Source organism: Okibacterium sp. AC114 (assembly GCF_979253355.1).
The window spans coordinates 2,295,677-2,318,887 of sequence record NZ_CEEDBR010000001.1 but is presented as its reverse complement, the minus strand read 5'-3'; the positions used below and the strand labels follow the sequence as shown (position 1 = coordinate 2,318,887).

The 23,211-nt window shown below is 68.0% G+C and carries 19 protein-coding genes; 9 read left to right on the top strand and 10 right to left on the bottom strand.

Annotated elements, in window-relative coordinates:
• The first annotated feature begins 69 nt into the window (after nt 1-69).
• Both ACZ6IE_RS10735 and ACZ6IE_RS10730 read left to right on the top strand, forming a co-directional pair.
• Nucleotides 70-759 carry a Pr6Pr family membrane protein gene (locus tag ACZ6IE_RS10735; protein ID WP_464607938.1) on the top strand — a complete coding sequence of 230 codons (690 nt, stop codon included), beginning with the start codon at nt 70-72 and terminating at the stop codon, nt 757-759.
• 162 nt (nt 760-921) lie between these two features.
• Nucleotides 922-1,800, top strand: a complete 879-nt coding sequence (locus tag ACZ6IE_RS10730) for a PfkB family carbohydrate kinase (RefSeq protein WP_464607937.1) — start codon at nt 922-924, stop codon at nt 1,798-1,800.
• Nucleotides 1,801-1,827: 27 nt separating this feature from the next.
• Here ACZ6IE_RS10730 and ACZ6IE_RS10725 read toward each other — a convergent pair whose 3' ends face one another.
• From ACZ6IE_RS10725 to ACZ6IE_RS10705, 5 genes are all read right to left on the bottom strand, one after another.
• Entirely contained in the window at nt 1,828-2,718 is an 891-nt protein-coding gene (locus ACZ6IE_RS10725; RefSeq protein WP_464607936.1) for an amidohydrolase family protein, read from the bottom strand.
• 5 nt (nt 2,719-2,723) lie between these two features.
• Nucleotides 2,724-4,031 (bottom strand): MFS transporter, encoded by a 1,308-nt coding sequence (locus tag ACZ6IE_RS10720; protein WP_464607935.1) that lies wholly within the window; start codon nt 4,029-4,031, stop codon nt 2,724-2,726.
• 100 nt (nt 4,032-4,131) lie between these two features.
• A complete protein-coding gene (locus tag ACZ6IE_RS10715) occupies nt 4,132-5,442 on the bottom strand; it encodes an MFS transporter (RefSeq protein WP_464607934.1) in 1,311 nt (436 codons plus the stop codon).
• A 130-nt stretch (nt 5,443-5,572) separates the two neighbouring features.
• Nucleotides 5,573-6,574 (bottom strand): amidohydrolase family protein, encoded by a 1,002-nt coding sequence (locus tag ACZ6IE_RS10710; RefSeq protein ID WP_464607933.1) that lies wholly within the window; start codon nt 6,572-6,574, stop codon nt 5,573-5,575.
• Nucleotides 6,571-7,950 (bottom strand): homoserine dehydrogenase, encoded by a 1,380-nt coding sequence (locus tag ACZ6IE_RS10705; RefSeq protein WP_464607932.1) that lies wholly within the window; start codon nt 7,948-7,950, stop codon nt 6,571-6,573. The genes ACZ6IE_RS10710 and ACZ6IE_RS10705 overlap by 4 nt, the downstream gene beginning before the upstream one ends.
• Before the next feature lie 170 nt (nt 7,951-8,120).
• Between ACZ6IE_RS10705 and otnK the strand changes: the two genes are divergently transcribed.
• The 4 genes from otnK (at nt 8,121) to ACZ6IE_RS10685 (ending at nt 11,958) form a co-directional block, all read left to right on the top strand.
• Entirely contained in the window at nt 8,121-9,461 is a 1,341-nt protein-coding gene (otnK, locus tag ACZ6IE_RS10700) for a 3-oxo-tetronate kinase (RefSeq protein WP_464607931.1), read from the top strand.
• Nucleotides 9,458-10,165, top strand: coding sequence for a class II aldolase/adducin family protein (locus tag ACZ6IE_RS10695; RefSeq protein WP_464607930.1), 708 nt, complete (start codon nt 9,458-9,460; stop codon nt 10,163-10,165). The genes otnK and ACZ6IE_RS10695 overlap by 4 nt, the downstream gene beginning before the upstream one ends.
• Before the next feature lie 49 nt (nt 10,166-10,214).
• The gene (locus tag ACZ6IE_RS10690) at nt 10,215-11,006 is read left to right on the top strand and encodes a DeoR/GlpR family DNA-binding transcription regulator (RefSeq protein WP_464607929.1); all 792 of its coding nucleotides are present in this window, start codon (nt 10,215-10,217) and stop codon (nt 11,004-11,006) included.
• 61 nt (nt 11,007-11,067) lie between these two features.
• On the top strand, nt 11,068-11,958 hold the full coding sequence (locus ACZ6IE_RS10685) for an SDR family oxidoreductase (RefSeq protein WP_464607928.1): 891 nt from the start codon (nt 11,068-11,070) through the stop codon (nt 11,956-11,958).
• Between the two features lie 188 nt (nt 11,959-12,146).
• Here ACZ6IE_RS10685 and ACZ6IE_RS10680 read toward each other — a convergent pair whose 3' ends face one another.
• The 5 genes from ACZ6IE_RS10680 to ACZ6IE_RS10660 all read right to left on the bottom strand — a co-directional run bounded on the left by ACZ6IE_RS10680 (nt 12,147) and on the right by ACZ6IE_RS10660 (nt 16,437).
• Entirely contained in the window at nt 12,147-12,377 is a 231-nt protein-coding gene (locus ACZ6IE_RS10680) for a hypothetical protein (RefSeq protein WP_464607927.1), read from the bottom strand.
• Between the two features lie 144 nt (nt 12,378-12,521).
• A complete protein-coding gene (locus ACZ6IE_RS10675; RefSeq protein ID WP_077055207.1) occupies nt 12,522-13,067 on the bottom strand; it encodes a Dps family protein in 546 nt (181 codons plus the stop codon).
• 123 nt (nt 13,068-13,190) lie between these two features.
• A complete protein-coding gene (locus tag ACZ6IE_RS10670; RefSeq protein ID WP_464607926.1) occupies nt 13,191-14,084 on the bottom strand; it encodes an SMP-30/gluconolactonase/LRE family protein in 894 nt (297 codons plus the stop codon).
• On the bottom strand, nt 14,081-15,877 hold the full coding sequence (locus ACZ6IE_RS10665) for a glycoside hydrolase family 15 protein (protein ID WP_464607925.1): 1,797 nt from the start codon (nt 15,875-15,877) through the stop codon (nt 14,081-14,083). The genes ACZ6IE_RS10670 and ACZ6IE_RS10665 overlap by 4 nt, the downstream gene beginning before the upstream one ends.
• Before the next feature lie 77 nt (nt 15,878-15,954).
• A complete protein-coding gene (locus tag ACZ6IE_RS10660; RefSeq protein WP_077055210.1) occupies nt 15,955-16,437 on the bottom strand; it encodes a pyridoxamine 5'-phosphate oxidase family protein in 483 nt (160 codons plus the stop codon).
• Between the two features lie 241 nt (nt 16,438-16,678).
• Here ACZ6IE_RS10660 and glgX point away from each other — a divergent pair, with 241 nt between their 5' ends.
• From glgX to treZ, 3 genes are read left to right on the top strand one after another with little or no spacing between them, the layout of a single operon-like run.
• A complete protein-coding gene (glgX, locus tag ACZ6IE_RS10655) occupies nt 16,679-18,874 on the top strand; it encodes a glycogen debranching protein GlgX (RefSeq protein ID WP_464607924.1) in 2,196 nt (731 codons plus the stop codon).
• Nucleotides 18,874-21,348 carry a malto-oligosyltrehalose synthase gene (gene treY / locus ACZ6IE_RS10650; RefSeq protein WP_464607923.1) on the top strand — a complete coding sequence of 825 codons (2,475 nt, stop codon included), beginning with the start codon at nt 18,874-18,876 and terminating at the stop codon, nt 21,346-21,348. The genes glgX and treY overlap by 1 nt, the downstream gene beginning before the upstream one ends.
• Nucleotides 21,345-23,120: a malto-oligosyltrehalose trehalohydrolase gene (treZ, locus tag ACZ6IE_RS10645; RefSeq protein ID WP_464607922.1), complete on the top strand. Its 1,776-nt coding sequence runs from the start codon at nt 21,345-21,347 to the stop codon at nt 23,118-23,120. The genes treY and treZ overlap by 4 nt, the downstream gene beginning before the upstream one ends.
• Nucleotides 23,121-23,211: the final 91 nt, after the last annotated feature.

Genomic DNA, 23,211 nt, shown 5'->3' with positions numbered 1-23,211 from the left:
CGACACCCCGTCGTGACCCGGGCACTGGTTACCATCGACTGAAGGAAGTCATCTGGCGAAAGGTCGACCGTGCGACTGGGTATTCTCGCGTTGCGCCTCGGTGTGCTCGCGTTGACGTTGTGGGCGCTGCTCGCGCGGACCAGTTGCTTCTATCTGGCGAACTCGTGCCGCGCCATCAACGTGCTGAGCTATTTCACGATCCACAGCCACATCATCATGATCGCCGTGCTGTCGGCGGCGATCGTCTTCGCCGCCCTGGGCAAGACGGAACCCGCCTGGCTGACCACGGCGCGCCTGTTGGCCACGACGTACGTCGTCATCTCGGGCGCGGTCTTCGGCCTCCTCATCCTCGACGGCAGCCGGTCGCAGTTCTTGCTCCTGGCGCCGCCGTCTTCGATGGTTCTGCACTTCGGGCTACCGTTCTACGCGATCGCCGACTTCCTGGCGTTCACCCGCCGCAGGCTCCCGCTGAAGGTGGCATGGGTTTCCCTCGCTTTTCCGGTGGTGTGGGCCATCTACACGCTCCTCCGGGGGCGGGCGGCCAACTGGTATCCGTACTTCTTCCTGAACCCGGAACGGGTGGGTGGTTACGGCATGATCGGGCTGTACGCCCTCGGTCTCTCGGCGGTCATCCTGGGTCTCGCGGCCCTTCTCCTGCTTGCCTCGAACGCGCTCGTGCGAACGAGGATGCGGGATGCCGCGCGCTCTGTGCCCCAGGCCACGCGCCGTTCAGCCTCGAGCGAGCCTGCCGAGGTCTGAAGCCGTCGAAGTCTGAGTCCGTCGAGGTCTGAGTCCGTCGAGGACTGAGTCCGACGAGGACTGAGTCCGACGAGGACTGAGTCCGACGGGTTCGTGCCGCGGGCCGGTGCCGCGCGTGACAGGCTAGAGGGGCGCGCAGGCGCACAACGAAAGGTGGATGCCGTGGCAGATGTCGTCGTCATCGGGGATGCTCTCATCGACGAGTTCGAGCACGACGGGCAGACGGTCGAAGCCGTCGGTGGCGCCGCGCTCAACGTGGCCCTCGGCATCCGCATTCTGAAGCGGCGCTCGGCTCTGATCGCCATGGTGGGGGACGACGAGGCCGGCGACGCCATTGCGCGACACGTGCGCGAGGCCGATGTGGCCCTGTTGCGCACCGACGCACCCTATGGAACGGCGCGGGCGGTGTCGACGCGTGTCGGAGGTGAGCCCACCTATGTGTTCAACGAGGCCGCTCAGAAACGCCGGGTCGAATTCGATCGCGATGCCCTGCTGCTCGTGCGCACCGCATCCATCGTTGCCGTCAGCTGCCTGGCGCTCGACAACGACGCCCAGGTCGACGACCTGCTCACGGTCGTCACCGACCCCGAACGGCGCCTCGTGCTCGACCCCAACCCACGCCCCGGCATGATGAACAACCTTCCGCTCTTCGCCGCCAATTTGCGCCGCCTCGCCGCCGTCAGCCTGCTCGTCAAGGTCAGCGACGAGGATGCCGCACTGCTCGGCTACCTCGACCTCGAATCCCTGGCCGAGGACCTGCTCATCTCCGGCGCCCGCTACGTGCTCGGCACGGCCGGAGCCCAGGGCGCCACGCTCTACGGCGACGGCCTCGAGGTCAGCGTGCCCATCGCCCACCTCGACGCGCCCATCGTCGACACCATGGGCGCGGGCGACTCGGTCCTGGCCACGACGGTCGCGGCCCTGCTCGGCGGCATCCCCGAAGACGGGGATGACTGGCAAGAAATCCTCGAGCGCGCCATGTCGGTCGCCGCGGCCACCTGCCGCGTCGCGGGCCCCACGCTGCAACTCCCGCGCGGCTGAACGTCACGCGTGCGAGTCAGCTAGCGTCTAGGGCGCCTCGAAGGGGAGCGGCTGGTAGACGCGGTCGGCCGTGTCGTAGAAGAAGGCTCGCTTTTCGGCGGCCGTGAGCGGCGCCGTGATGTCGAGGTAGCTGTCGAGCAGCTGGTCGTAGCGGGCGAAGAGGCCGTCGACGGGAAAGTTGCTGCCGAACATGAGGCGGTCTGCGCCGAAGAGTGAGACCAGCTCGAAGACGATGTCGCGGTTCAGGTCGGTCGTCCAGGGCTGCCCCTCGACACACAGGCCGGATGCCTTGACCACGACGTTCGGCCGCTCGGCCAGGCGTGCCATCGCCTCGCGCCAGCCGGCAACCGTCTCGGGCCGGCGATCGAGCAGCACGCCCGAGTGGTTGACGATGAGGAGCGTGTCGGGGAAGTCGCGCGCGAGGTCGGCCGCGGCATCCAGGTTCTGCCACGGGGTCTGCAACTCGAAGTGCAGACCGTGCCGGGCCAGGAGCGCATAACCGGCCCGCCACGCGTCGTCGCGCATGAGTGTGTCGCCCGGCTTGTGCCGCACGCTCTTGACGAGCGGGAACGAGGCTTGCTCGGCGAGCACCCGCGCCACATCGGGGGCATCCAGCCAGGCCTGCGCGGCCATCGCACCGGGAACGCCCGACGACGCCGACAGCTCGCTCACATAACGCGTCTCGCCGATCGGGTCGGTGTCGTCCCACTCGGCTTCCATGTAGACGCTCGCGACCACGCCCGTGCCCTGGATGTCGCGGCGGTAGTCGCCCGGCAGGTAGGTGTGCTTGATCTCCGAGTAGTCGCCGTAGCGGTGCGGCACGCGCGCGCCCGGTTCGAGCCACGGATAGCTGTTGCGCTCGAGATCCCACACGTGGTGGTGGGCGTCGATGATCGGGCCGTCGTAGCGCTCGCTCATGCTCGTCAGACCTTCTCGGGGGTGCGGGTCGGCGCGACAGGAGCCTGCTTGTTGCCCTCGAAGTTGATCGACAGCGACGCCACCAGGTAGACGGCCGCGGCGGCCGCGAGGAACACGAGCACGGCGATGAAATCGCCTGTGACATCGAGCAGCACACCGGCGACGATCGGCACGATGATGCCGGCCGAGGTGCCCGCGAAGTTCATGACGCCGCCCACGAGGCCGACCTTCTCCTTCTTGGCGAGCATGGCGGGGATGGTCCAGTAGAGCCCGCCGAACAGGTTGAAGAAGACACCGACGCAGAGCAGCACGACGGCGGTCGTGGCATCCGAGACGAAGGGCAGGGCGATGAGCGCGGCCAGGCTGAGCGCGCCAGAACCGCCGAAGAGCAGCTTGAACGAGAAGTTGCGCGAGAACCGCTTCTGCAGCTTGTCGGCCAGGAAACCCGAGAGGATCTCGCCGACGGCGCCGCACAGGAAGATGAGGAAGGTGGCGAAACCCATGGCCTGCAGGTCGAGACCGCGAGCCTGGCTCAGGTAGGTGGGGCCCCACGTGACGAGACCCCAGAACACCATGGCCCAGCCGAGGCGGCCGATCACCATAGCCGTGACGTTCTTGGCGCTCACGCCGGGCTTCGGGCCCTCGGCCTCGTCCTCGGCGCTGACGAGCTCGACCTCGGCCGCGTTCACGAGCTTGTGCTCGAACGGGTGGTTACGGATGTAGAGGAACACGAGGAACCCGATGACCACCGTCGAGATGCCGACGATGACGAACGACCAGCGCCACGAACCCGTCGCCGTGATCAACCACGCGATGAGCAGACCACCGAACGCGGCACCGAGGGGCGCCCCCGAGTCGATGAGCGTCACCCCCGAGGCGCGGCGCTTGGGCGGCATCCAGTTGGAGACGAGCTTCGACGCCGACGCCATGTAGGGTGCCTCGAACGCGCCGAGACCCAGGCGGGCGAGGATGAGCATGAAGCCGTTGACCGCCAGGCCCGTGAGCGCCGTGAACGTGCCCCAGATGGCCGACGCGATGCCGATGACCTTGCGCGGCCCGAAGCGGTCGGCGGCCAGACCACCCGGAATCTGCAGCAGGCAGTAGGTCCAGAAGAAGGCGCTGAGGATGACGCCCTTCATGGTCGCCGTCAGTTCGAAGTCCTCGCTGATCGACGGCAGGGCGACACCGAGCGCGGACCGGTCGATCGAGTTCACGGTGTAGAACACGAACAGGATGATGACGACGCTCCACCGGATGTTGGTGGGGCGGGGCGAACGCCGCGCGGCGTCGGGGCTGATGCGGGTCTGGCTCACGGGAAGCTCCTCAGGATGGTTCGAGGCGAGGGATGCGGGGAAGGGGAGGGGGAGGGCGTGACCCGGAGTGGGCCCCCGGGGTCACGCCCGGTCTGGAGCGCTAGCCGCGACCGGTTAGCGCCGGATCGGCTGGCTGCTCGACGCGGGCATTCTTCGCCGCCCGCACCGACAACACCAGCACGGCGCCCAGCACCATGAATCCGGCCGACACCACCAGTGCGATGTTGGGGCTTCCCGTCGCATCGCGCACAAAGCCGATGAGGTAGGGCGCCGCGAAACCGGCCAGGTTGCCCGTCGAGTTGATGAGCGCGATGCCGCCGGCCAGCGCCGTGCCCGTGAGCATGGCGGTCTGGAAGCTCCAGAAGATGGCCGGGATGGCGAGGGCTCCCGCATTTGCGAGGCTCAGGCCGATGATGCCCACGACGGGGTTCGGGCCCGCGACCACGCAGATGATGAAGCCCGCGCAGCTGAGCGCGAAGGCCGCCGCGATGTGCTTCTTGCGCTCGCCGTGGCGGTCGGAGCTGAAGCCGAACAACACCATGGCGACCATGGCCGCGAGGCTCGGGATGGCCGAGATGAAGCCGATCTGCAGCGACCCCTCGATGCCGAGTCCCTGAATGAGGCTGGGCAGCCAGAAGCTGATGCCGTAGAGCGCGAAGTTGTACGAGAAGTAGATGAGCGCCAGCAGCCAGATGAGGGGGCTTTTGAAGACATCCACCAATTTTGCGTGACCGCCGACGGGTCGCTCGGCATCGAGCATCTCGCCGAGACGGTTCTTCTCGGCATCCGTCAAGAAGGTCACCGTGCGGTAGTCCTCCTTGAGGAACTTGAGAATGACGAAACCGAGGATGACGGTGGGGATCGCCTCGATGATGAACAGCCACTGCCAGCCGGCCAGGTCGAACACCTGGTGCGTGCTGTTGAGGATGATGCCCGAGAGCGGGCCGCCGATGACACCCGACAGCGCGAGCGCCAGGTAGAAGATGCCCCACGCGCGGCCGCGGCGGCTGGCCGGGAACCACTGCGACATGTAATAGAGCACGCCGGGGATGAAGCCGGCCTCGGCGACACCGAGGAGGAAGCGCAGCAGGTAGAAGAGCCACTCCGAGTTCACGAGGAACATGCATCCCGAGATGATGCCCCACGTGATCATGATGCGGGCGATCCAGACGCGCGCACCGACCTTCGAGAGGATCAGGTTCGAGGGGATCTCGAAGATGAAGTAACCGATGAAGAACACGCCGGCGCCGAGGCCGAAGACGGCATCCGAGAAGCCGAGGTCCGAGCTCATCTCGAGTTTGGCGAACCCGACGTTGACGCGGTCGAGGTAGGAGAGGAAGAAGCCGACCATGACGAGCGGCAGAATGCGGGTATAGATCTTGCGGAACAGCTTGTCGTCGTTGACGCCCATGTCGGGTCCTTCTCGTGTGGGTGCTGCGGGAGCGGGGATGCGGGGGTGATGCTTCGGGGTGATGCGGTGGTGCGTTGGTGCTGTGGTGCGGTGGTGCGGTGGTGCGGTGCTGCGGGTAGCTGAGGATTGCTCAGGCGGGGGAGGCGCCGGGCAGCCGCACGCGGTAGAAGCGGGCGGCCGTGCCCGAGAAGATGCTCTCGAGCTGGTCTGGCGTGGCGCCCGGAAGCGCGGCGAAGACGGTGTCGACGATCTCGCCGAAGGTGGGGGCGGTGAGCGTCGAGACGGGCAGGTTCGAGGCGAACATGGAGCGGTCGGCCCCGAAGATCGCCACGGTGTCGGCCACGACGCGCTCGTTGGAGGCGCGGTCCCAGCGGTTGCGCGGCAACCCGAGTTCAGAGACCTTCACGGTCACCTGCGGCAGGGCGGCGAGCTTCTCGAGGCCGGCGCGCCAGGCGGCGAGCCCCTCGTCGGAGCGGTCGAGCGGCAGCCCGCAGTGGTTCACGACCACGGGGATGCCGGGCAGGTCGGCCAGCACGTCGGCCGCCTCGGCGAGATGCCAGAACGGAACGCGCAGGTCCCACGAGAAGTTGTGCTGTTCGAGCAGCGCGAGGCCCGCGACGAAGTGCGGGTCCTGCAGGGTGCCGGGCTGGCCGAACACCGAGTCGCCGGGTTTCGCGGTGGCGGCCGTGACGGGCTTCGAGCGGATGCCGCGGATCAACTCGATGCGGGCGTGCGCGTCGAGCACCTCGGCCACATCGGGTTGGGTGAAGGAGACGTGTCCGACCGCCGCGGCGGGGAACGCCGCATCCGCTTCGTGCAGGCCCTCGAGGAACAGGCTCTCGGCGACCTGCTCGGTGCGGGATCGCTCGGCCTCGACGTGCACGGTGCCGACAACACGGAAACCGGCGGTCGCGCGGCGGTACTGCTCGGGCAGGAACGTCTGCAGCATGGCCGTGTAGTCGCCGAGGAAGAAGGCGTCGTTGTATTCGCCCTGCAGCCACGGGTAGTAGCCGTCGCCCTCGAAGTCCCAGAAGTGGTGGTGTGCGTCGAGGATGGCGAGGTCGGCCGCGCGCACACCGTTGGGGTGCACGAGGGTGGAGGCGGCGGGCTCAGCGTGCTGCGGCGTGCTCACTCGGTGCCTCCCGACAGGGCGCGGCCGGCCTGGAACGCGGCCCACAGGTTGAGGTCGACGCCGTCGAGGTCGTCGATCGTGATGAGTTCGCCCGCGGCGACGGTTCGCGACAGCGTGCAGCCGCCCAGCAGATAGAAGGGCGCGACGTTGGGCGCGGTCTCGGGCGTGGCGCGCAGCACGGGGGCCACACCGGCGATCTCGTGGTGGTGGCCCGCAACCGTGAGTGGGGTGCCGGCGGCGAGGTCGATCTCGGCACGACCCGACAGGATGGTGTGCTGCCGCGGGTCGGCGGCCACGCGGTGCGGGTCGACGGCGCTCAGCACCGAGAGCGGCGTCTCGATGCCCATCAGGTGGTAGGGGTGGAAGATCGCGGCGTAGCGTCCGTCGCGGCTGACGACGTGGCCCTTGCCGCGCAACATGCGCCAAGTCTCGGCGTCGTGCGTCTTGACGATGACGAACTCGCCGCCCGCGAAGCTGGCCTCGCCCGGCAGACGCAGCATGCTGAAGACATCCGTGGCGCCTTCGTTCTCGAGGATTCCTCCGTGCTCGCGCAGGGAGTAGATGTCGGCGAGCTCGTCGGGGCGTGCGATGGGGTAGTGCATGGTCTCGACGTCGGGCGTGAAACCCGTGTACTGCGAGACGACGGCCATCTCGCAGTAGTCGGCGGCCGCGGCGCGTTTGAAGGCGCGCGTGGCCTCGTGGCGGGCGGCGAGTGTGGCGGCGAGGTCGTCGCCCAGCTCGAGCAGGTCGCCGAGGGCCGGGGCGTGCGTGTCGACATCCAGCTGGCGGGCCATGCCGGTGGCGGGGTCGTAGGTGAGGTCGTATTCGCTCGATTTGCCGACGGCGACGACCTCGAGGCCGACCGCCTGCACCCAGGAGAGCAGGGCGAGCAGGTTGGCGGGCTGGTCGCCCATGCCGGGCTGGTAGCTGACGCCGCGCTCGCGGGCGAGTTCGGAGAGGAAGACGCCCGAGAGGCTCTCTACTTCTTTGCTCACCATGACCACGTGGCGTTCGGCATCGAGAGCCTGGCGCGCGAAGGCGAATCCGGCTCGCATGTTGCCCGTAGCCTCGACGAGAACGCGGTAGGAGGAGGGGACGAGGAGCGCGGCATCCGAGATGAGGGCCGTGCGGCCGTCGGCGACGACGCTCTCGACATCGGCGGCCGAGTCGACGATCTGCCAGGTCGAGCGGTCGTAGCCGAGGTCGTCGAGCAGGGCGGAGAGCGCGGGGAGGTTGAGGTCGACGAGAACGCTCGGGCGCATGGTGGGGATGATGGCGAGCTGGGCCAGGAACGTGCGGCCGAAGCCTCCGCTCGCACCCGTGAGGGCGACGGTAATGGGTTCGGATGGGGCCGGGGCCGTGTGGGCGTACGTCATCGTGGTACCGGGTTCTCCTCTGAACGGGGCACCGAGCGTGCCTCACAGCGTTTCACACAAGTTAGGACGGATTTATACTATTGTCAAATATGTGCACAGATCTTAACAACGTGCTTGACTAGTCCTGCTGCCACCACCGCCGTTGCCACCCCACAGAAGGAGTTCGATCCGTGAGAAGACTGGGCGCGATCGCCGACGACTTCACCGGGGCCACCGACCTCGCCACCAATCTGGCCCGCCGCGGGTTCCGTGTCGTCGTCATCCCGGGTGGTGCGCTCGATGCCGCCGAGGCCCGCGTGCGCGGCTTGGCAGAGCAACCGGATGCCGTCATCATCGCGCTCAAGAGTCGTACCGCGCCCGTCGCCACCGCCGTCTCCGACTCGCTGCGCGCGCTCGACGTGCTCGTGTCGCTCGACTGCGATCGCTTCTATCTCAAATACTGCAGCACGTTCGACTCCACCGACGAGGGCAACATCGGCCCCGTGCTCGATGCGCTGGCCGAGCGGCTCGATGCCGGCCGCGTGGTCGTCGTGCCGTCGTTCCCCGCCAACGGCCGCACGGTCGAGGGCGGCATCCTGAGCGTGCACGGCGTTCCGCTGGCCGAATCGCCCATGAAAGACCACCCGCTCACGCCCATGCGCCGGTCGCGCGTGGCCGAGCTGCTGGCGCCCCAGACATCCGCTGCGGTGGGCGAGGTGTTCGCCGACGTGGTCGACCGGGGGAGTGAGGCGCTCGCCGAGGCTTTGTCGCACTCGTCCGCGCGCTACGTGGTCGTGGATGCCGCGACCGACGCTCAGCTCGAAACCATCGCCCGTGCGACCGCGGGTGACGTGCTCGTCTCGGGCGGCTCGGGTCTTGCGCTCGGCCTGACGCCTCCGCAGGGTGATGCCGAGCAGACCTCGCCAGCCCTCGCCGGCACCGACGACACACCCGATGTGTCCGCCCGCCCGCACGCCGGCAGCCTCGTCGTCTCGGGCAGCGCTTCATCGATGACCCGCGCCCAGGTGGCGCATGGGCGTGCGCACCTGCCCACGCGCAAGATCGACGTGCAGGCGCTCATCGACGACGCTCCGGCCGAGCTCGAACGGGCCGTCGACTGGGTGCTCTCCCATGCCCACGAGGAGAACGCCGACGGGTCACCGCGACCCCCACTCGTCTACGCCGTCGACTCGCTCGACGACCTCGCCGCCTCCTACCGCTATCCGGATGGCCTCGCGCCCGTCGACCGCCCGCACCCCTCCGAACTCATCGAGCAGCACCTGGGCGCGCTGGTGGCGAGCGTTGCCGAACGCGGGGTGACCCGCATCCTGGTCGCGGGAGGCGAGACCTCGGGCTCGACCGTCACGGCGCTCGGCCTCTCGGAACTCGTGATCGGCGCCGAGATCGCCCCCGGCGTCTGCTGGGCCCAGGGCCACACGGCCCACGGCACGCTCGTCGACATCGCACTGAAATCGGGCAACTTCGGCTCGGAAGACATGTTCACCTCCGCCTGGAAGGTTCTGCACCCATGACCACCTCACCCCTCCACACGCGCGAGGATGTCTCGACACACCCCGATGCCGGCGCGCTCGCCTCGGCCGCCGAGACCCTGGTCGACGCGGGCGTGCGCATCGTCGACGCGGGCCTCAGCCCTGGCTCGAGCGGAAACGTGAGCGTGCGCGTCGGCGACCGCGTGCTCATCACCCCCGGCGGTTCCAGCCTCGGGCGCCTCGATGCGGCGCGCCTGTCGGTGCTGACGATCGGCGGCGAGTGGCTCGCGGGCGACAAACCCTCGAAAGAGGCATCCCTGCACTTGGCGTTCTATCGCAAGAACCCGACCCACACCGCCGTGGTGCACGTGCATTCGGCGCAGGCCGTCGCCGCATCCTGTCTCGAACCGTGGGCCGAGAACAGCGCATTGCCGCCCCTCACGCCCTACTTCGTCATGCGGGCCGGCCAGACGCCGCTCGTCGCCTATCGCGCGCCGGGCTCGCCCGAGCTGGGTGACCTGCTGCTCGACATCCCGTTCGATTTTCATGCCGCGCTGCTGCAGAACCACGGGCAGATCACGAGCGGTGCCACGCTCGACGCCGCCCTCGACGCGGCCATCGAGGTCGAAGAGGCCGCCCGCATCGCGCTCGTGACGGCCGGGCAACCGCGCCGCCTGCTCGCCGCCGACGAGATCGCCGCGCTCACCGCGGCGCACGGCTCGAACTGGGACTCGCCCGAGCGGTAATCTTCTACACAGCGCCGCACGACAACACACCGAACGGGGAGGGGACGACATGGGATCGGATGCCGCAGAGCTCGCCCCGCTCATTCCCGAGCAGCGCCGCGAACTCATCCTGAAACACCTGCGCCGCGAACAGGTGCTGAGCTTCAATCAGCTGTCGGCCCTGCTCGACGTGAGCCACATGACCATCCGTCGGGACATCTCGGTGCTCGAAGAAGAGGGCCGCGCGCTGTCGGTGCCGGGTGGGGCCAAGATCGCGAGCCGCCTGCACGTCGAGCCCAGCCACGACGAGAAGGCGCTCGTCGATTCGGCCGAGAAGACCGCCATGGCCGCCGTCGCCGCCACGCTGGTGCGCGATGCCATGACCATCTACCTCGACGCGGGCACCACCATGCTCGCCATGGTGCCGCACCTGGCCGAGCGCCGAGACCTCACGGTCGTCACCAACGACGTCGCCATCGCGCGCGAACTCATGGATCACCCGACGACCGAACTGCTGCTCGTCGGCGGCCGCGTCGACACGCACAACCAGTCGACGGTGGGGCGCCTCGCGGCCATGATGTTGCGCGAGCTCGTGGTCGACGTCGCGTTCATCTCGACCAGCTCGTGGGACCTCAAACGCGGTGTCACGACGCCCGCCGAGTCGAAGGTCGAGGTGAAGCAGGCCGCCGTCTCGGTGTCGAGCGAGACCGTGCTCGTCGCGGCCAGCTCGAAATACGGCACATTCGGCAAATACAAGGCTCTGGATGTCGCAGACGTCGACGTCGTCGTCAGCGACGCGGGCCTGAGCGACGCCACGGTCACCGGCATCGGCGCACTCGGCGTCCGAGTGCTGCGCGCCTAGGGCTTCTGCGCCTGTTGGTCAACCCCGCGCGCCCCGAAGGATGCGCGCCTAGCGTTGAATCATGTCGAACATCTACGAACCGCAGAACCCCCTGACTCAGTACAAGCAGCCGCCCTTCAAGCCGCAGCAGCAGCCCGACCCGGGTGACACGTTCCAGATGGACCCGAAGCCCGACCACGGCGAAGAGAGCTACATCGGTCACGGCCGTCTCGCCGGTCGCAAGGCGCTCATCACGGGTGGCGACTCGGGCATCGGCCGAGCGGTCGCCATCGCCTTCGCACGCGAGGGTGCGGATGTCGTGCTCAACTACCTGCCCGACGAGCAGGCCAACGCCGAAGACACCAAGAAGGTGCTCGAAGAGACCGGCCGCCAGGTCGAGCTCATCCCCGGCGACCTCACCGACGAGAAGTTCAACTATGAGCTCGTCGAGAAGGCCGTCGAAGCCCTCGGCGGCCTCGACCTCCTCGTCATGGTCGGCGGCTACATGCAGACCGTCGACAGCTTCGACGACTTCACCACCGAGCTGCTCGACCACACGTTCAAGACCAACGTGTACTCGCTCTTCTGGCTGACGGATGCAGCGCTCAAGCACCTCAAGCCCGGTGCGGCGATCATCACCACGTCGTCCATCCAGGGCTTCAACCCCTCGCCCGGCCTCATCGAGTACGCCGGCACCAAGGCCGCCATCGTCAACGTGACGCGTGGCCTCGCGGCCCAGCTCGCGGAGAAGGGCATCCGCGTGAACGGTGTCGCTCCCGGCCCGTTCTGGACCCCGCTGCAGCCGTCGGCCGTGCCCAACGAGAAGATCGAGTCGTTCGGCTCGGAGGCCGCCTACGGTCGCCCCGGCCAGCCGGCCGAGCTGGCGAGCACGTATGTCTACCTCGCCTCGCAGGAAGCCAGTTACACGAGCGGCGAGACCATCGCCGTCACGGGTGGCACCGCGGTTCACTAGCCCGCCAGCTAGCTAGTCCGCCCGGCGGCGCATCCTCGGATGCCGCAGCCGTCGCGGAAGGTCCGGAACACGACTCTCGGGGGAGGTCGTGTCCCGGACCTTTTTCGTCCGCCCCGCGCCTGCTGCAGCCGCCATCTCGCGGGAATCGCCCTTCTCAGGTAGGGCGACAGAATGGTCGAGAATCTTGGTCACTTCGCCGGCGTGTCGCCTGGCTCCGAAGGCGAGTGTCGACGGCGTTGCTTGGCTTGATACTCAGCTTGATTGATAGCTCGCACTTTTTTGAGGATGGGGCGCAGCAGAGCAATCGGGAGAGTTGTGGCCACCGTCGTGATCCAGGCGGTCTCCGTGAGGAGCCAGGCGACCAGGCCGAAGAGCATGCTCAATGCGAGGGGTAATAAGACGAGGCCGAGTTGTTTCATGAGGCGTCCTTCCAGATCAGTGGCCCCGAGCTTAGGTGCGCGCGAATCGGCAACCTGGGCGCTGGTGCGGGGGACACCAGCGCGCACGACGAAGCCCCGGCCGCCAAAAGGCGGGCCGGGGCTTCGGGTGGTGCGTCGCGCGTGTTACTTGGTGCGCGAGGTGACGCGGTTTTCGGCGCTGACCATCCACGCGTACTGCTCGAGCTTCGCGATGATGGCGTGCAGGATGTCGGCGCTCGTGGGGTCTTCTTCGTCGATCTCGTCGTGGACCTCGCGCATAGTGCCGACCGTGTTCTCGAGGCGGACCGTGATGAGGTCGACCGTCTCAGCGGTGTCGATCTCGCCGTGCGGGTATTCGGGCAGCGTGGTGGTGGCGGCGACCGTGTCGCTGCGGCCGTCGGGCACGGCATGCAGTGCGCGCAGACGCTCGGCGACCTCGTCGCTGAATTCGCGCGCGGCGTCGATGATTTCGTCGAGCTGCAGGTGCAGGTCGCGGAAGTTCTTGCCCACGACGTTCCAGTGCGCCTGCTTGCCCTGCAGGTGCAGCTCGATCAGGTCGACGAGCACCTTCTGCATGTTGTCGGTGAGGGTCTTCGACGCCTTGAAGCCCTTTTCGGCGTTCTGGCGGCGGGTGGTCTTGGCGCCCGCGCCGGCGGGTGCTTCGACGTGGCGTTCGAGTGTGGTGGTCATATGCGACTCCTTTTTCGTGGGCGGGATCTGTTGGTGGCAAACGAGCCATTCGAGTAGCCCGTGTTAAGCGTACGACCGGGATGTCCCCGTGGCGAGGGGTAGCACTCGGGCGTTCGCTGTGCTTTAGCTCGGGTTGCTGGGTGCGCTCCCGAAACGGTTGACGGGGCGGCCGGTGGCGAGGCCGTCGACGCGGAAGATGCCGCCCGAGAGCGGCGCGGATTGCAGGTCTTCTTCGGCGAGACCGTCTCGCGAGGTGCCGATGAACAGGGTGCCGAGGCCGGGGCCGCCGAACGCGACGCTCGTGACGTTGGGCACGGGGACTTCGATTTCGAGCGTGATGTCGCCCTCGGAATCCCACCGCACGACCTTGCCCGCGCCGGAGAGCCCGTTCCAGAAGTTGCCGTCGGTGTCGAGTGCGAGCCCGTCGGAGGGCTGACCCACGAGGAAGGGCTCGAGTTCGCCGAGCGCCCCGTCGGGGGAGTAGTCGGCCCGATAGACCGTGGAGGTGCTGGTGTCGGTGAGGTACATGATCGAGCCGTCGTCCGACCACTCGAACCCGTTGGTCACCCCGAAGCCGCCGTGTAGCGTGCGCAGCGTGCCGTCGGGGTCGACCGAATAGACGGCCGCGTCGGGGTCGTCGCGCGTGACGCCCATCGCCCCGACGACGAACCGCCCGAACGGGTCGCATTTGCCTTCGTTGAGGCGCATATCGGGGTGGGCGTGCTGGATCTGGGCGAGCGTCTGCACGATCGTGCCCTGTTCGTCGAGCAGCACGACGCGGTCGCCGAGAGCCGCCACGAACCCGCCGTCGACGGTGGGCTGGAATGAGGGCAGGGGCGGCGGCAACCGTGTGGCCCAATCGCGCGACCCGTCGGCGGGGTCGTCGAGCCGGCCGCGATGCAGCGTGCCCGCGGTGATGTCGGCCCAGCGCAACTCGTCGGTCGAGGCATCCCAATAAATACTCTCGACGAGGATTGCGTGGGTGTCGCGAAAAACGGTTGCGGTGGGCGTGGTCACTTTTCGGTCAACTCCTCGATCGTGATCGCCGCGTTGATGAGGGCCAGGTGGCTGAGGCCTTGCGGCAGGTTGCCCCAGAACGACCCGTCGTGTTCCGAGATCATCTCGGCATAGAGCCCGACGTCGTTGGATGTCTTGACGAGCTTGTTCATGCGCCCGATCGCCTCGTCGTGCCGGCCCACACACACGAGCGCTGACGCGGCCCAGAAGCCGCACGCCACGAACTGGTGTTCCTCTTGCTCGACGCCCGAGTAGCGGTACATGTGGGCACCGCGCCCGAGCTCTTTCTGCAGGGCGTCGATGCTGCGCGACATGCGCTCGCCGCGCTCGAACCCGCTCGGCCCGTGCAGCAGCACCGACGCGTCGAGGTCGGTCGTGCCCGGGAACATGACATAGCTGCCGAGTTCTTCGTTCCAGCAGTTCTCGTCGACCCACGCCTTGATGCGGTCACGTTCGGCGGCCCAGCGCTCGGAGCTGCCGGCCACCTGGCCGAGGTCGGCGAGGTGCACGGCCGCGTCGAGCGCCTGCCAGCAGCCCATCTTCGACGACGTGTAGTGCTGTTCTTCGGGCAGCTCCCACATGCCGGCGTCGCGGTTGCGCCACAGGTCGCACGTGCGATCGGCGATGGATGCGAGCAGCCGTCCCGTCTCGACGTCGAGCACGTTGCCCGCGTCGACGTAGAGCCGGCAGATGTCGAAGAGGTCACCGAACACGCCGAGCTGCAGCTGCCCGTGCGCCGGGTTGCCCGAAACGACGGGGCCGACGCCGCGCCAACCCGGAACGTCGTGCGTGGTGACGCCGTCGCTCACGTTGCCGCCGAGGTCGTAGAAGACCGCCAGGTCGGGCCCGTTCTCCTTGATGGTGCGCAGCAGCCACGAGATGGCCGCCTGGGTCTCTTCGCGCAGCCCGAAACGCACGAGCGCGTGGGCCGTGTAGGCCAGATCGCGCACCCACGCGAAGCGGTAGTCCCAGTTCTTGCCGCCCGTCGGGTTTTCGGGCAGCGACGTCGTTGCCGCGGCCGCGATGGCACCCGTGGGGCTGTAGATGAGCAGTTTGAGGGCGAGCGCGCTGCGCTGCACGTGTGGCGCCCAGGGCCCCGAGTAGTGGAACTCGCGCGACCACATGCGCCAGTTGTCGATGGTGCGGTCGATGCCCTTGTCGACGTTCTCGGGCACGGGGAAGTGCAGGGGCTCGTTGTCGGTGGCGACCATGACGAGCAGGTGTCGCGAATCGGAGCGCGTGGTGAACTCGCCGCGGATGGACCCGCTGTTCGCGTCGTCTTCGCCGGGCTTCGAGACACCGTGATCGAGCCCCGTGACGGCGATGTTGGTGTGGCCGACGCGCATGATCGTGCCCTCGGTGGTGGTCTGCAGCCACGGCGAGGCCGTGCCGAGCTTGGTGCCGGGTTGCACCTTCCAGGCCATCTTCACCGAGCCCTCGAGGCCCTCGATGCGGCGCGCGAACTCGGCCCACGGCAGGCGGCCCGCGATGCCCGTGACGAGGGCGTCGGTCACGCGCACCGAACCCTTGGCCGTGGTGAACGTGGTCTGCAGCACGTTGGTGCCCTGAACGTAGCGGCGCTTGACGTCGAAATCGTCGACGGGCGCGAGCTGGATGCATCCGCCCGTCTGTGCATCGAGGATGGCGGCGAAGACGGGCGGGCTGTCGAGATTGGGGATGGGCAGCCAGTCGACCTGGCCCCGCTTGCCGATGAGGGCTACCGTGCGGCCGTCTCCGATCGCGGCGTAATCACGCAGGTCGGAGTAGTCGGGCTCGCCGGAGTCATCAGTCATGCTCGAACCGTAGCCGTGACCTCTGACAGCGGGCCCGGAGTTCCGCCCCGAGCGAACGGCACCCCGGACCCCTTGCATCAGAGTTCGACGGCCTCGTTCTCGCCCACATCGGGCGACTTCTTCTGCGTCGTGGCCTTGGCCACCTTGAACAACGTCACGATCTTGGGGTCGTTGTTCACCCAGTACTCGGCCGAGTCGGCGCTGACCTTGACGAGAGCGATGCGCGGGTCTTCGCGGCCCTTCTCGAACCAGGCCTCGGCCGACGGGCCCCACAGCTCGTCGATCTTCGCCTCGTCGGTCACGATCGACGCCGTGCCCGCGATCGAGAGGTAGCCGTCGCCGCCGTGCACGGCCACGTTGACGTTCGGGTTCTGCGCGATCTCGTCGGTCTTCTCGGTGGGCTTGGGCGTGAAGAACCAGAGGTCGCCGTCGAACTCCCGCTCCTGCAGGGCCAGCGGGCGGCTGTGCAGCGCGCCGTCCGAGGCGACCGTCGTGAGGGTGGCGATGCGCGCCTTGGTCAAAACCTTCGAGATGTTGTCGAGTTCTTCCTGCGTGGCCATGTGGCCCTCCTTCTCTCGTGTCATCGGGCGGTGAGCGGATGCGTCGCCGCACGTTGCCGGATCGGCTATAGCAGCCCGTCCTCATCCCACGCTAGCCCCGCCCGCTCTCGGCGCAAGGGGGAGAGCGGAGTCGGTGGTTCCCCGTACGATCGATACGAAGCTGAATACCGTTGGACCTCTTGTTGAACCTCTCCGCCCGGGCTTTTCCCGCGGACGGAAACCCCCGCACGAATGGATACTGATGGAAACCTGGCCCGGAAACCCCTACCCGCTCGGAGCGACCTTCGACGGCAGTGGCACGAACTTCGCCATCTTCAGCGAGACGGCCGATCGCGTCGAGCTGTGCCTGTTCGACACCGACGGCACCGAGCACTGCGTCGACCTGGTCGAGGTCGACGCCTACGTGTGGCACGCCTACCTGCCGCAGGTGCACCCGGGGCAGGCATACGGCTACCGCGTGCACGGCGAGTACGACCCGGCATCCGGCAAGCGTTCCGACCCGTCGAAGCTTCTGCTCGACCCCTACGCCAAGGCCGTCCAGGGCGAGATCGACTGGAACCCGGCGATGTACTCCTACAGCTTCGACGACCCGACCGTGCGCAACGAAGACGACTCCGCCCCCTTCGCCTCGAAGAGCGTCGTCATCAACCCGTTCTTCGATTGGGAGGGCGACCGTCTGCTGAAGACGCCCTACAACGAGACCGTCATCTATGAGGCGCACGTCAAGGGCCTCACCGAGATGCACCCCGAGATTCCCGAAGAGCAGCGCGGCACCTACGCCGGAATCGCGCACCCCTCGGTCATCCAGCACCTCGAGCGCCTGGGCGTCACCGCCATCGAGCTCATGCCCGTGCACCAGTTCGTGCACGATTCCACTCTCGAGGAAAAGGGCCTGCGCAACTACTGGGGCTACAACACCATCGGCTTCTTCGCGCCGCACAACGGCTACTCGTCCACGGGCGACGCCGGCCAGCAGGTGCAGGAGTTCAAGTCCATGGTGCGCGCCCTGCACCGCGCGGGCATCGAGGTCATCCTCGACGTGGTCTACAACCACACCGCCGAAGGAAACCACCTCGGCCCCACCCTCTCCATGCGCGGCATCGACAACGAGGCCTACTACCGCCTCGTCGACGACGACAAGCAGTACTACATGGACTACACCGGCACGGGCAACTCGCTCAACGTGGGCCACCCGCACGCCCTGCAGCTGATCATGGACAGCCTGCGCTACTGGGTCAACGAGATGCACGTCGACGGTTTCCGCTTCGACCTCGCGTCCACGCTGGCGCGCGAGTTCTACGACGTCGACAAGCTCGCCACCTTCTTCGAGCTCGTGCAGCAAGACCCGGTGGTCTCGCAGGTCAAGCTCATCGCCGAGCCCTGGGATGTCGGCCCCGGCGGCTACCAGGTGGGCAACTTCCCGCCCCAGTGGACCGAGTGGAACGGTAAGTACCGCGACACCGTGCGCGACTTCTGGCGCGGCGAGCCCTCTACGCTCGGCGAGTTCGCGGCCCGTCTCACGGGTTCGGCCGACCTCTACGAGCGCGACGGACGACGCCCCGTGGCATCCATCAACTTCGTCACCGCCCACGACGGCTTCACGCTGCGCGACCTCGTCTCCTACAACGAGAAGCACAACGACGCCAACGGGGAAGACAACAACGACGGCGAATCGCACAACCGCTCGTGGAACTCGGGCGTCGAGGGCGAAACCGACGACCCCGCCGTGCTCGCCATCCGCACGCGGCAGCAGCGCAACATCCTCGCCACCCTCCTGCTCTCGCAGGGCGTGCCGATGGTGCTGCACGGCGACGAGTTGGGGCGCACCCAGCACGGCAATAACAACACCTATGCGCAGGACTCCGAGATCGCCTGGCTCAACTGGGCCGAGGCCGACGAGTCGCTCATCGAGTTCACCTCTGCCGTGATCCGCCTGCGCCGCGAACACCCCACCTTCCGCCGCATCCGCTACTTCGACGGCCGACCCGTGTCGCGCACCAACGAAGACCCGCTGCCCGACATCGTGTGGCTCAACACCAACGGCGCCGAGATGGAGGAGAGCGACTGGGACTCGAGCTACGCCAAGGCCGTCGCCGTGTTCCTCAACGGAAACGGCATCCGCGGGCGTGACCGTCAGGGCCGCGAGGTCACCGACCAGCACTTCATCCTGGCGTTCAACGCGTCCGACACCGATGTGCCGTTCACGCTGCCGCCGGCCGAATACTCCGAGAAGTGGGACACCGTCATCAACACCGCCGGGGGAGTCGCGGGGCTGAGTGCCCTGCCCGCCGGCAGCGAACTCACCGTCGCCGGCCGCTCCATCGTGGTGCTGCGCGAACACGTCGAGAAGCCCATCGCGGCCGACGACTCGATTGCCGAAAGCCTCACGCAGACGGCCAGCCACCCTGTCATCGAATCGGGATCACCGGAGGTCTGATGAGAATCCCCGCCAACACCTACCGCCTGCAGCTGCAGAAGGACTTCACGTTCGACGACGCGGCCAAGGTGCTTCCCTACCTGAAGCGTCTCGGCGTCGACTGGATCTACCTGTCGCCCATCCTGAAGGCCGAACCGGGGTCGAACCACGGCTACGACGTCGTCGACCACACGAAGGTCGACGACGAGCGCGGGGGCCGCGAGGCCTTCGCGCGCCTCGCCGAGCGGGCCCACGAGATGGGCTTCGGCGTGCTCGTCGACATCGTGCCCAACCACGTGGGGGTCGCAACGCCCCACATCAACGGCTGGTGGTGGGATGTCCTCACGCACGGTCAGGCCTCCCAGTACGCGTCCTTCTTCGACGTCGACTGGGCAGCGGGTGGCGGCAAGCTCGTCATCCCCGTGCTCGGCGACGAATCGGGCGACGGGCTCGAAGTGGTCGGCGACCAGCTGCACTACTACGAGAACCGCTACCCCATCGCGCCCGGCACCACCGAGGGGCTCGACGCCGAGGCATCCGACTATGCCCTGTCGGTGCACGAGCGCCAGAACTACCGCCTGGTGCACTGGAAGCTGGCCGACACCGACCTGAACTACCGCCGGTTCTTCGCGGTCAACACGCTGGCCGCCATCCGGGTCGAAGACACCACGGTGTTCAACGCCTCGCACGTCGAGATCGAGAGCTGGTTCCAGGAGGGACTGGCCGACGGCCTGCGCATCGACCACCCCGACGGCCTGTACGACCCGTCCGGCTACCTCGAGGGTCTCTCGGCTCTCACGGGCGACGCCTACCTCCTGGTCGAGAAGATCACCGAGCCGGGCGAGCAGCTGCCGACCGAGTGGCGCACGGCGGGCACCACGGGCTACGACATGCTGGCCACCATCGACCGCCTGTTCGTCGACCCGGCCGGCGAGTCGGCGCTCGACGCCATCGACGCCGAACTGCGCGCGCAGACCGAGATGGGCGAGGCACCCACGTGGGCCGACCTCATCCACGACACCAAGCGCGGCATCGCCACGGGAATCCTCGGCAGCGAGACCCTGCGCCTGGCGCGCGAGCTGGGTCAGGCCAACGACGACAACACCATCGATGCGCTGAGCGAGATCCTGGCCAGCTTCCCCGTCTATCGCAGCTACCTGCCAGAGGGCTCGAGTGCTCCTCTCATGGTGGCAGCGGGGGATGCCGCGGCCCGTCGCCCCGAGCTCGAACCCACGATCTCGGCCCTCGTCAAGCGTCTCGCCGACCCCTCCGAGCCGGCCGCGCGCCGCCTGCAGCAGACCTCCGGCATGGTCATGGCGAAGGGCGTCGAAGACACGGCGTTCTACCGCTACACGCGCCTTACGTCGCTCACCGAGGTGGGCGCCGACCCGAGCATCTTCGCCACCGACACGGCCGAGTTCCATCGTGTGCAGGCCGAGCGTGTCGGGCGGTGGGAGCGCGCCATGACGACGCTCTCGACGCACGACACCAAGCGCGGAGAAGACGTGCGCGCCCGCATCAGCACCATCGCCGAGATTCCGGGCGAGTGGGCCGAGACGCTGCGCGGCATCCGCGCGACGCCCAACGGCTCGACGGGTGACGGCCCCTTCGACAACCTGCTGTGGCAGGCCATCGTGGGCGCCTGGCCGCTCAGCCGCGAACGCGCACACGCCTATGTCGAGAAAGCCTCACGCGAGGCGGGCAACTCCACCACGTGGACGGCACCCGACGAGGCGTTCGAGGCGCGCATGCACGCGGCCGTCGACGCCGCGTTCGACGACGAGACCGTCAACGAGCTCGTGACGTCGTTCGTGGCGCGCGTGAACGACGCCGGGCGCAGCAACGCGCTCGCCGCCAAGCTCGTGCAGATCACCTCCGTGGGCGTCCCCGACGTCTACCAGGGCACCGAACTGTGGGAGGACTCGCTCGTCGACCCCGACAACCGTCGCCTCATCGACTACGACGCGCATATCGCCACGCTCGACCGCCTCGACGCGCTCGAGTCCGGCACCGTGCCGGCCGTGAACGACGACGGGCTCGCCAAGCTGCTCGTCACGCAGCGTGCGCTGACGCTCACGCGCGACCGCACCGACCTGTTCACCGGCTATGCGCCCGTGACCGTGTCGGGGCCCGCGGCCGCGCACCTCATCTCGTTCGACCGCGGGGGAGCGATCACGCTCGCCACGCGTCTGCCGATCGGCCTCGCCGCTCGCGGCGGCTGGGAGGGCACCACGGTCGCGCTTCCCGAGGGCCGCTGGCGCGACGCGCTCAGCGGGCGTCCCATCGGGTCGGGCGAGGTGACGGCCGCTGAGATCCTCACGGCGCTGCCCGTCGCACTGCTCGTGCGCGACGAGGGCGACAGCGGTGCCGATGCCGATGCCGAGGGCTCGGTCGAGGCCGGTGCCGAGGGCTCGATCGAGGCCGACGTCGAGCACGCCCCCGACCACACCCCGACCGACACGTTCGCCCAGCCAGATGCCGAAGGAACATCATGACCCGCCACGAACCGTTCTCCGTCTGGGCGCCCCGCGCCGACAACGCCGAGCTCGTCGTCGGCAGCGACACGGTAGCCCTCGAACCGGCCGGTGACGGCTGGTTCGTCGCCCCCGCCGACACGGTGGCTCAGGCATCCGCTGCCGGCGACGTCGACTACGGCTACCTGCTCGACGGCGAAGGCCCGTTCCCCGACCCGCGCTCGCGCCGCCAGCCGAAGGGTGTGCACGAGCTCTCGCGCACCTGGGATGCCTCGGCCTACGCCTGGGGCGACCACGCGTGGTCGGGCCGTCCGCTCGCCGGCGGAGTCATCTACGAGCTGCACATCGGAACCTTCACGCCGGGCGGCACGTTCGAAAGCGCCATCGAGAAGCTCGACCACCTCGTCGAGCTCGGCATCGACTTCGTCGAGGTGCTGCCCGTCAACGGATTCAACGGCGTGCACAACTGGGGTTACGACGGCGTGCTGTGGTACGCCGTGCACGAGCAGTACGGCGGCCCGACCGGCTACCAGCGGTTCGTCGACGCGTGCCACCAGCGCGGGCTAGCCGTCATCCAGGACGTCGTCTACAACCATCTCGGCCCCTCGGGCAACTACCTGCCGAAATTCGGCCCCTACTTGCACGACGGCAGCAGCAACACGTGGGGCGCGTCGCTCAACCTCGACGGCGAAGAGTCGGATGCCGTGCGCGATTACATCGTCGACAACGTGCTCTCCTGGTTCACCGACATGCACGTCGACGGCCTGCGCCTCGACGCCGTTCACGCTCTGCGCGACGACCGGGCCACCCACATCCTGCAAGAGATGGCCATCCAGACCGAGCGTGTGAGCGCCCGCCTGAACAAGCCGCTCACTCTCATCGCCGAATCCGACCGCAACGACCCGCGCACCATCACGCCGCTCGAGGCGGGCGGCATCGGCATGGCGGGGCAGTGGTCCGACGACTTCCACCACGCCGTGCACGCCAACGTCACGGGCGAACACGACGGCTACTACTCGGACTTCGCCGGCATCGAGAGCCTCGTCAAGGTGCTCACGCGCGGCTTCTTCCACGACGGCACGTATTCGTCGTTCCGCGGCCACCACCACGGAGCGCCCATCGACACGCTGCGCACGCCCGCGTGGCGTCTCGTGGTGTGCAACCAGAACCACGACCAGATCGGCAACCGCGCCATCGGCGATCGCCTGACGGCCACGCTCGACGAGAACCAGCTGGCACTCGCCGCGGGCCTCACGCTGCTGTCGCCCTTCACGCCCATGCTGTTCATGGGCGAGGAATGGGCCGCATCCACACCGTGGCAGTTCTTCACGTCGCACCTCGAGCCCGAGCTGGGCACGGCGACGGCCGAGGGGCGCATCGCCGAGTTCGCCAAACTGGGCTGGGACCCGAGCATCGTTCCCGACCCGCAAGACCCCGAGACGTTCGAGCGCTCGAAGTTGCAGTGGGGCGAGATCGAGGGCGACGGCATCCACGGCCGCACGCTCGAGCTCTACCGCCGCCTCATTCACCTGCGCCGCAGCATCCCGTCGATCACCGACCCGTCGTTCCGCGACGTCACGGTGCACGCCCCCGCCGAGACGCTTCTGGTGATCGAACGACCGGATGTCGCCATCCTCGTCAACCTGGGAGTCGACACCGTCGAGCTGCCCGACGCCCTGGCGGCACGCTACACCGGATGGTCCGAGGCCCTCGTCTCGGGCGACTACACGGCCACGCCGACGCTCGGAGCGCACACGCTCGTCGTCCTGACGCGCACGCCCCTCGCGGACTGAGCTGCCCCGGTAACCCGGCTCCGGCTCCCCGCCGCATAACGAAGACCCCCTCACGAATATGTGAGGGGGTCTTCGTTATGAAACTCGAACG

What these genes read in the sequence shown, in the direction of transcription:
- ACZ6IE_RS10725 (WP_464607936.1), bottom strand. Translation starts at nt 2,718, where the DNA reads ATGAGCGAGCGCTACGACGGCCCGATCATCGACGCCCACCACCACGTG.
- ACZ6IE_RS10715 (WP_464607934.1), bottom strand. Translation starts at nt 5,442, where the DNA reads ATGGGCGTCAACGACGACAAGCTGTTCCGCAAGATCTATACCCGCATT.
- ACZ6IE_RS10705 (WP_464607932.1), bottom strand. Translation starts at nt 7,950, where the DNA reads ATGACGTACGCCCACACGGCCCCGGCCCCATCCGAACCCATTACCGTC.
- ACZ6IE_RS10695 (WP_464607930.1), top strand. Translation starts at nt 9,458, where the DNA reads ATGACCACCTCACCCCTCCACACGCGCGAGGATGTCTCGACACACCCC.
- ACZ6IE_RS10690 (WP_464607929.1), top strand. Translation starts at nt 10,215, where the DNA reads ATGGGATCGGATGCCGCAGAGCTCGCCCCGCTCATTCCCGAGCAGCGC.
- ACZ6IE_RS10685 (WP_464607928.1), top strand. Translation starts at nt 11,068, where the DNA reads ATGTCGAACATCTACGAACCGCAGAACCCCCTGACTCAGTACAAGCAG.
- ACZ6IE_RS10680 (WP_464607927.1), bottom strand. Translation starts at nt 12,377, where the DNA reads ATGAAACAACTCGGCCTCGTCTTATTACCCCTCGCATTGAGCATGCTC.
- ACZ6IE_RS10675 (WP_077055207.1), bottom strand. Translation starts at nt 13,067, where the DNA reads ATGACCACCACACTCGAACGCCACGTCGAAGCACCCGCCGGCGCGGGC.
- ACZ6IE_RS10665 (WP_464607925.1), bottom strand. Translation starts at nt 15,877, where the DNA reads ATGACTGATGACTCCGGCGAGCCCGACTACTCCGACCTGCGTGATTAC.
- ACZ6IE_RS10660 (WP_077055210.1), bottom strand. Translation starts at nt 16,437, where the DNA reads ATGGCCACGCAGGAAGAACTCGACAACATCTCGAAGGTTTTGACCAAG.
- glgX (WP_464607924.1), top strand. Translation starts at nt 16,679, where the DNA reads ATGGAAACCTGGCCCGGAAACCCCTACCCGCTCGGAGCGACCTTCGAC.
- treY (WP_464607923.1), top strand. Translation starts at nt 18,874, where the DNA reads ATGAGAATCCCCGCCAACACCTACCGCCTGCAGCTGCAGAAGGACTTC.
- treZ (WP_464607922.1), top strand. Translation starts at nt 21,345, where the DNA reads ATGACCCGCCACGAACCGTTCTCCGTCTGGGCGCCCCGCGCCGACAAC.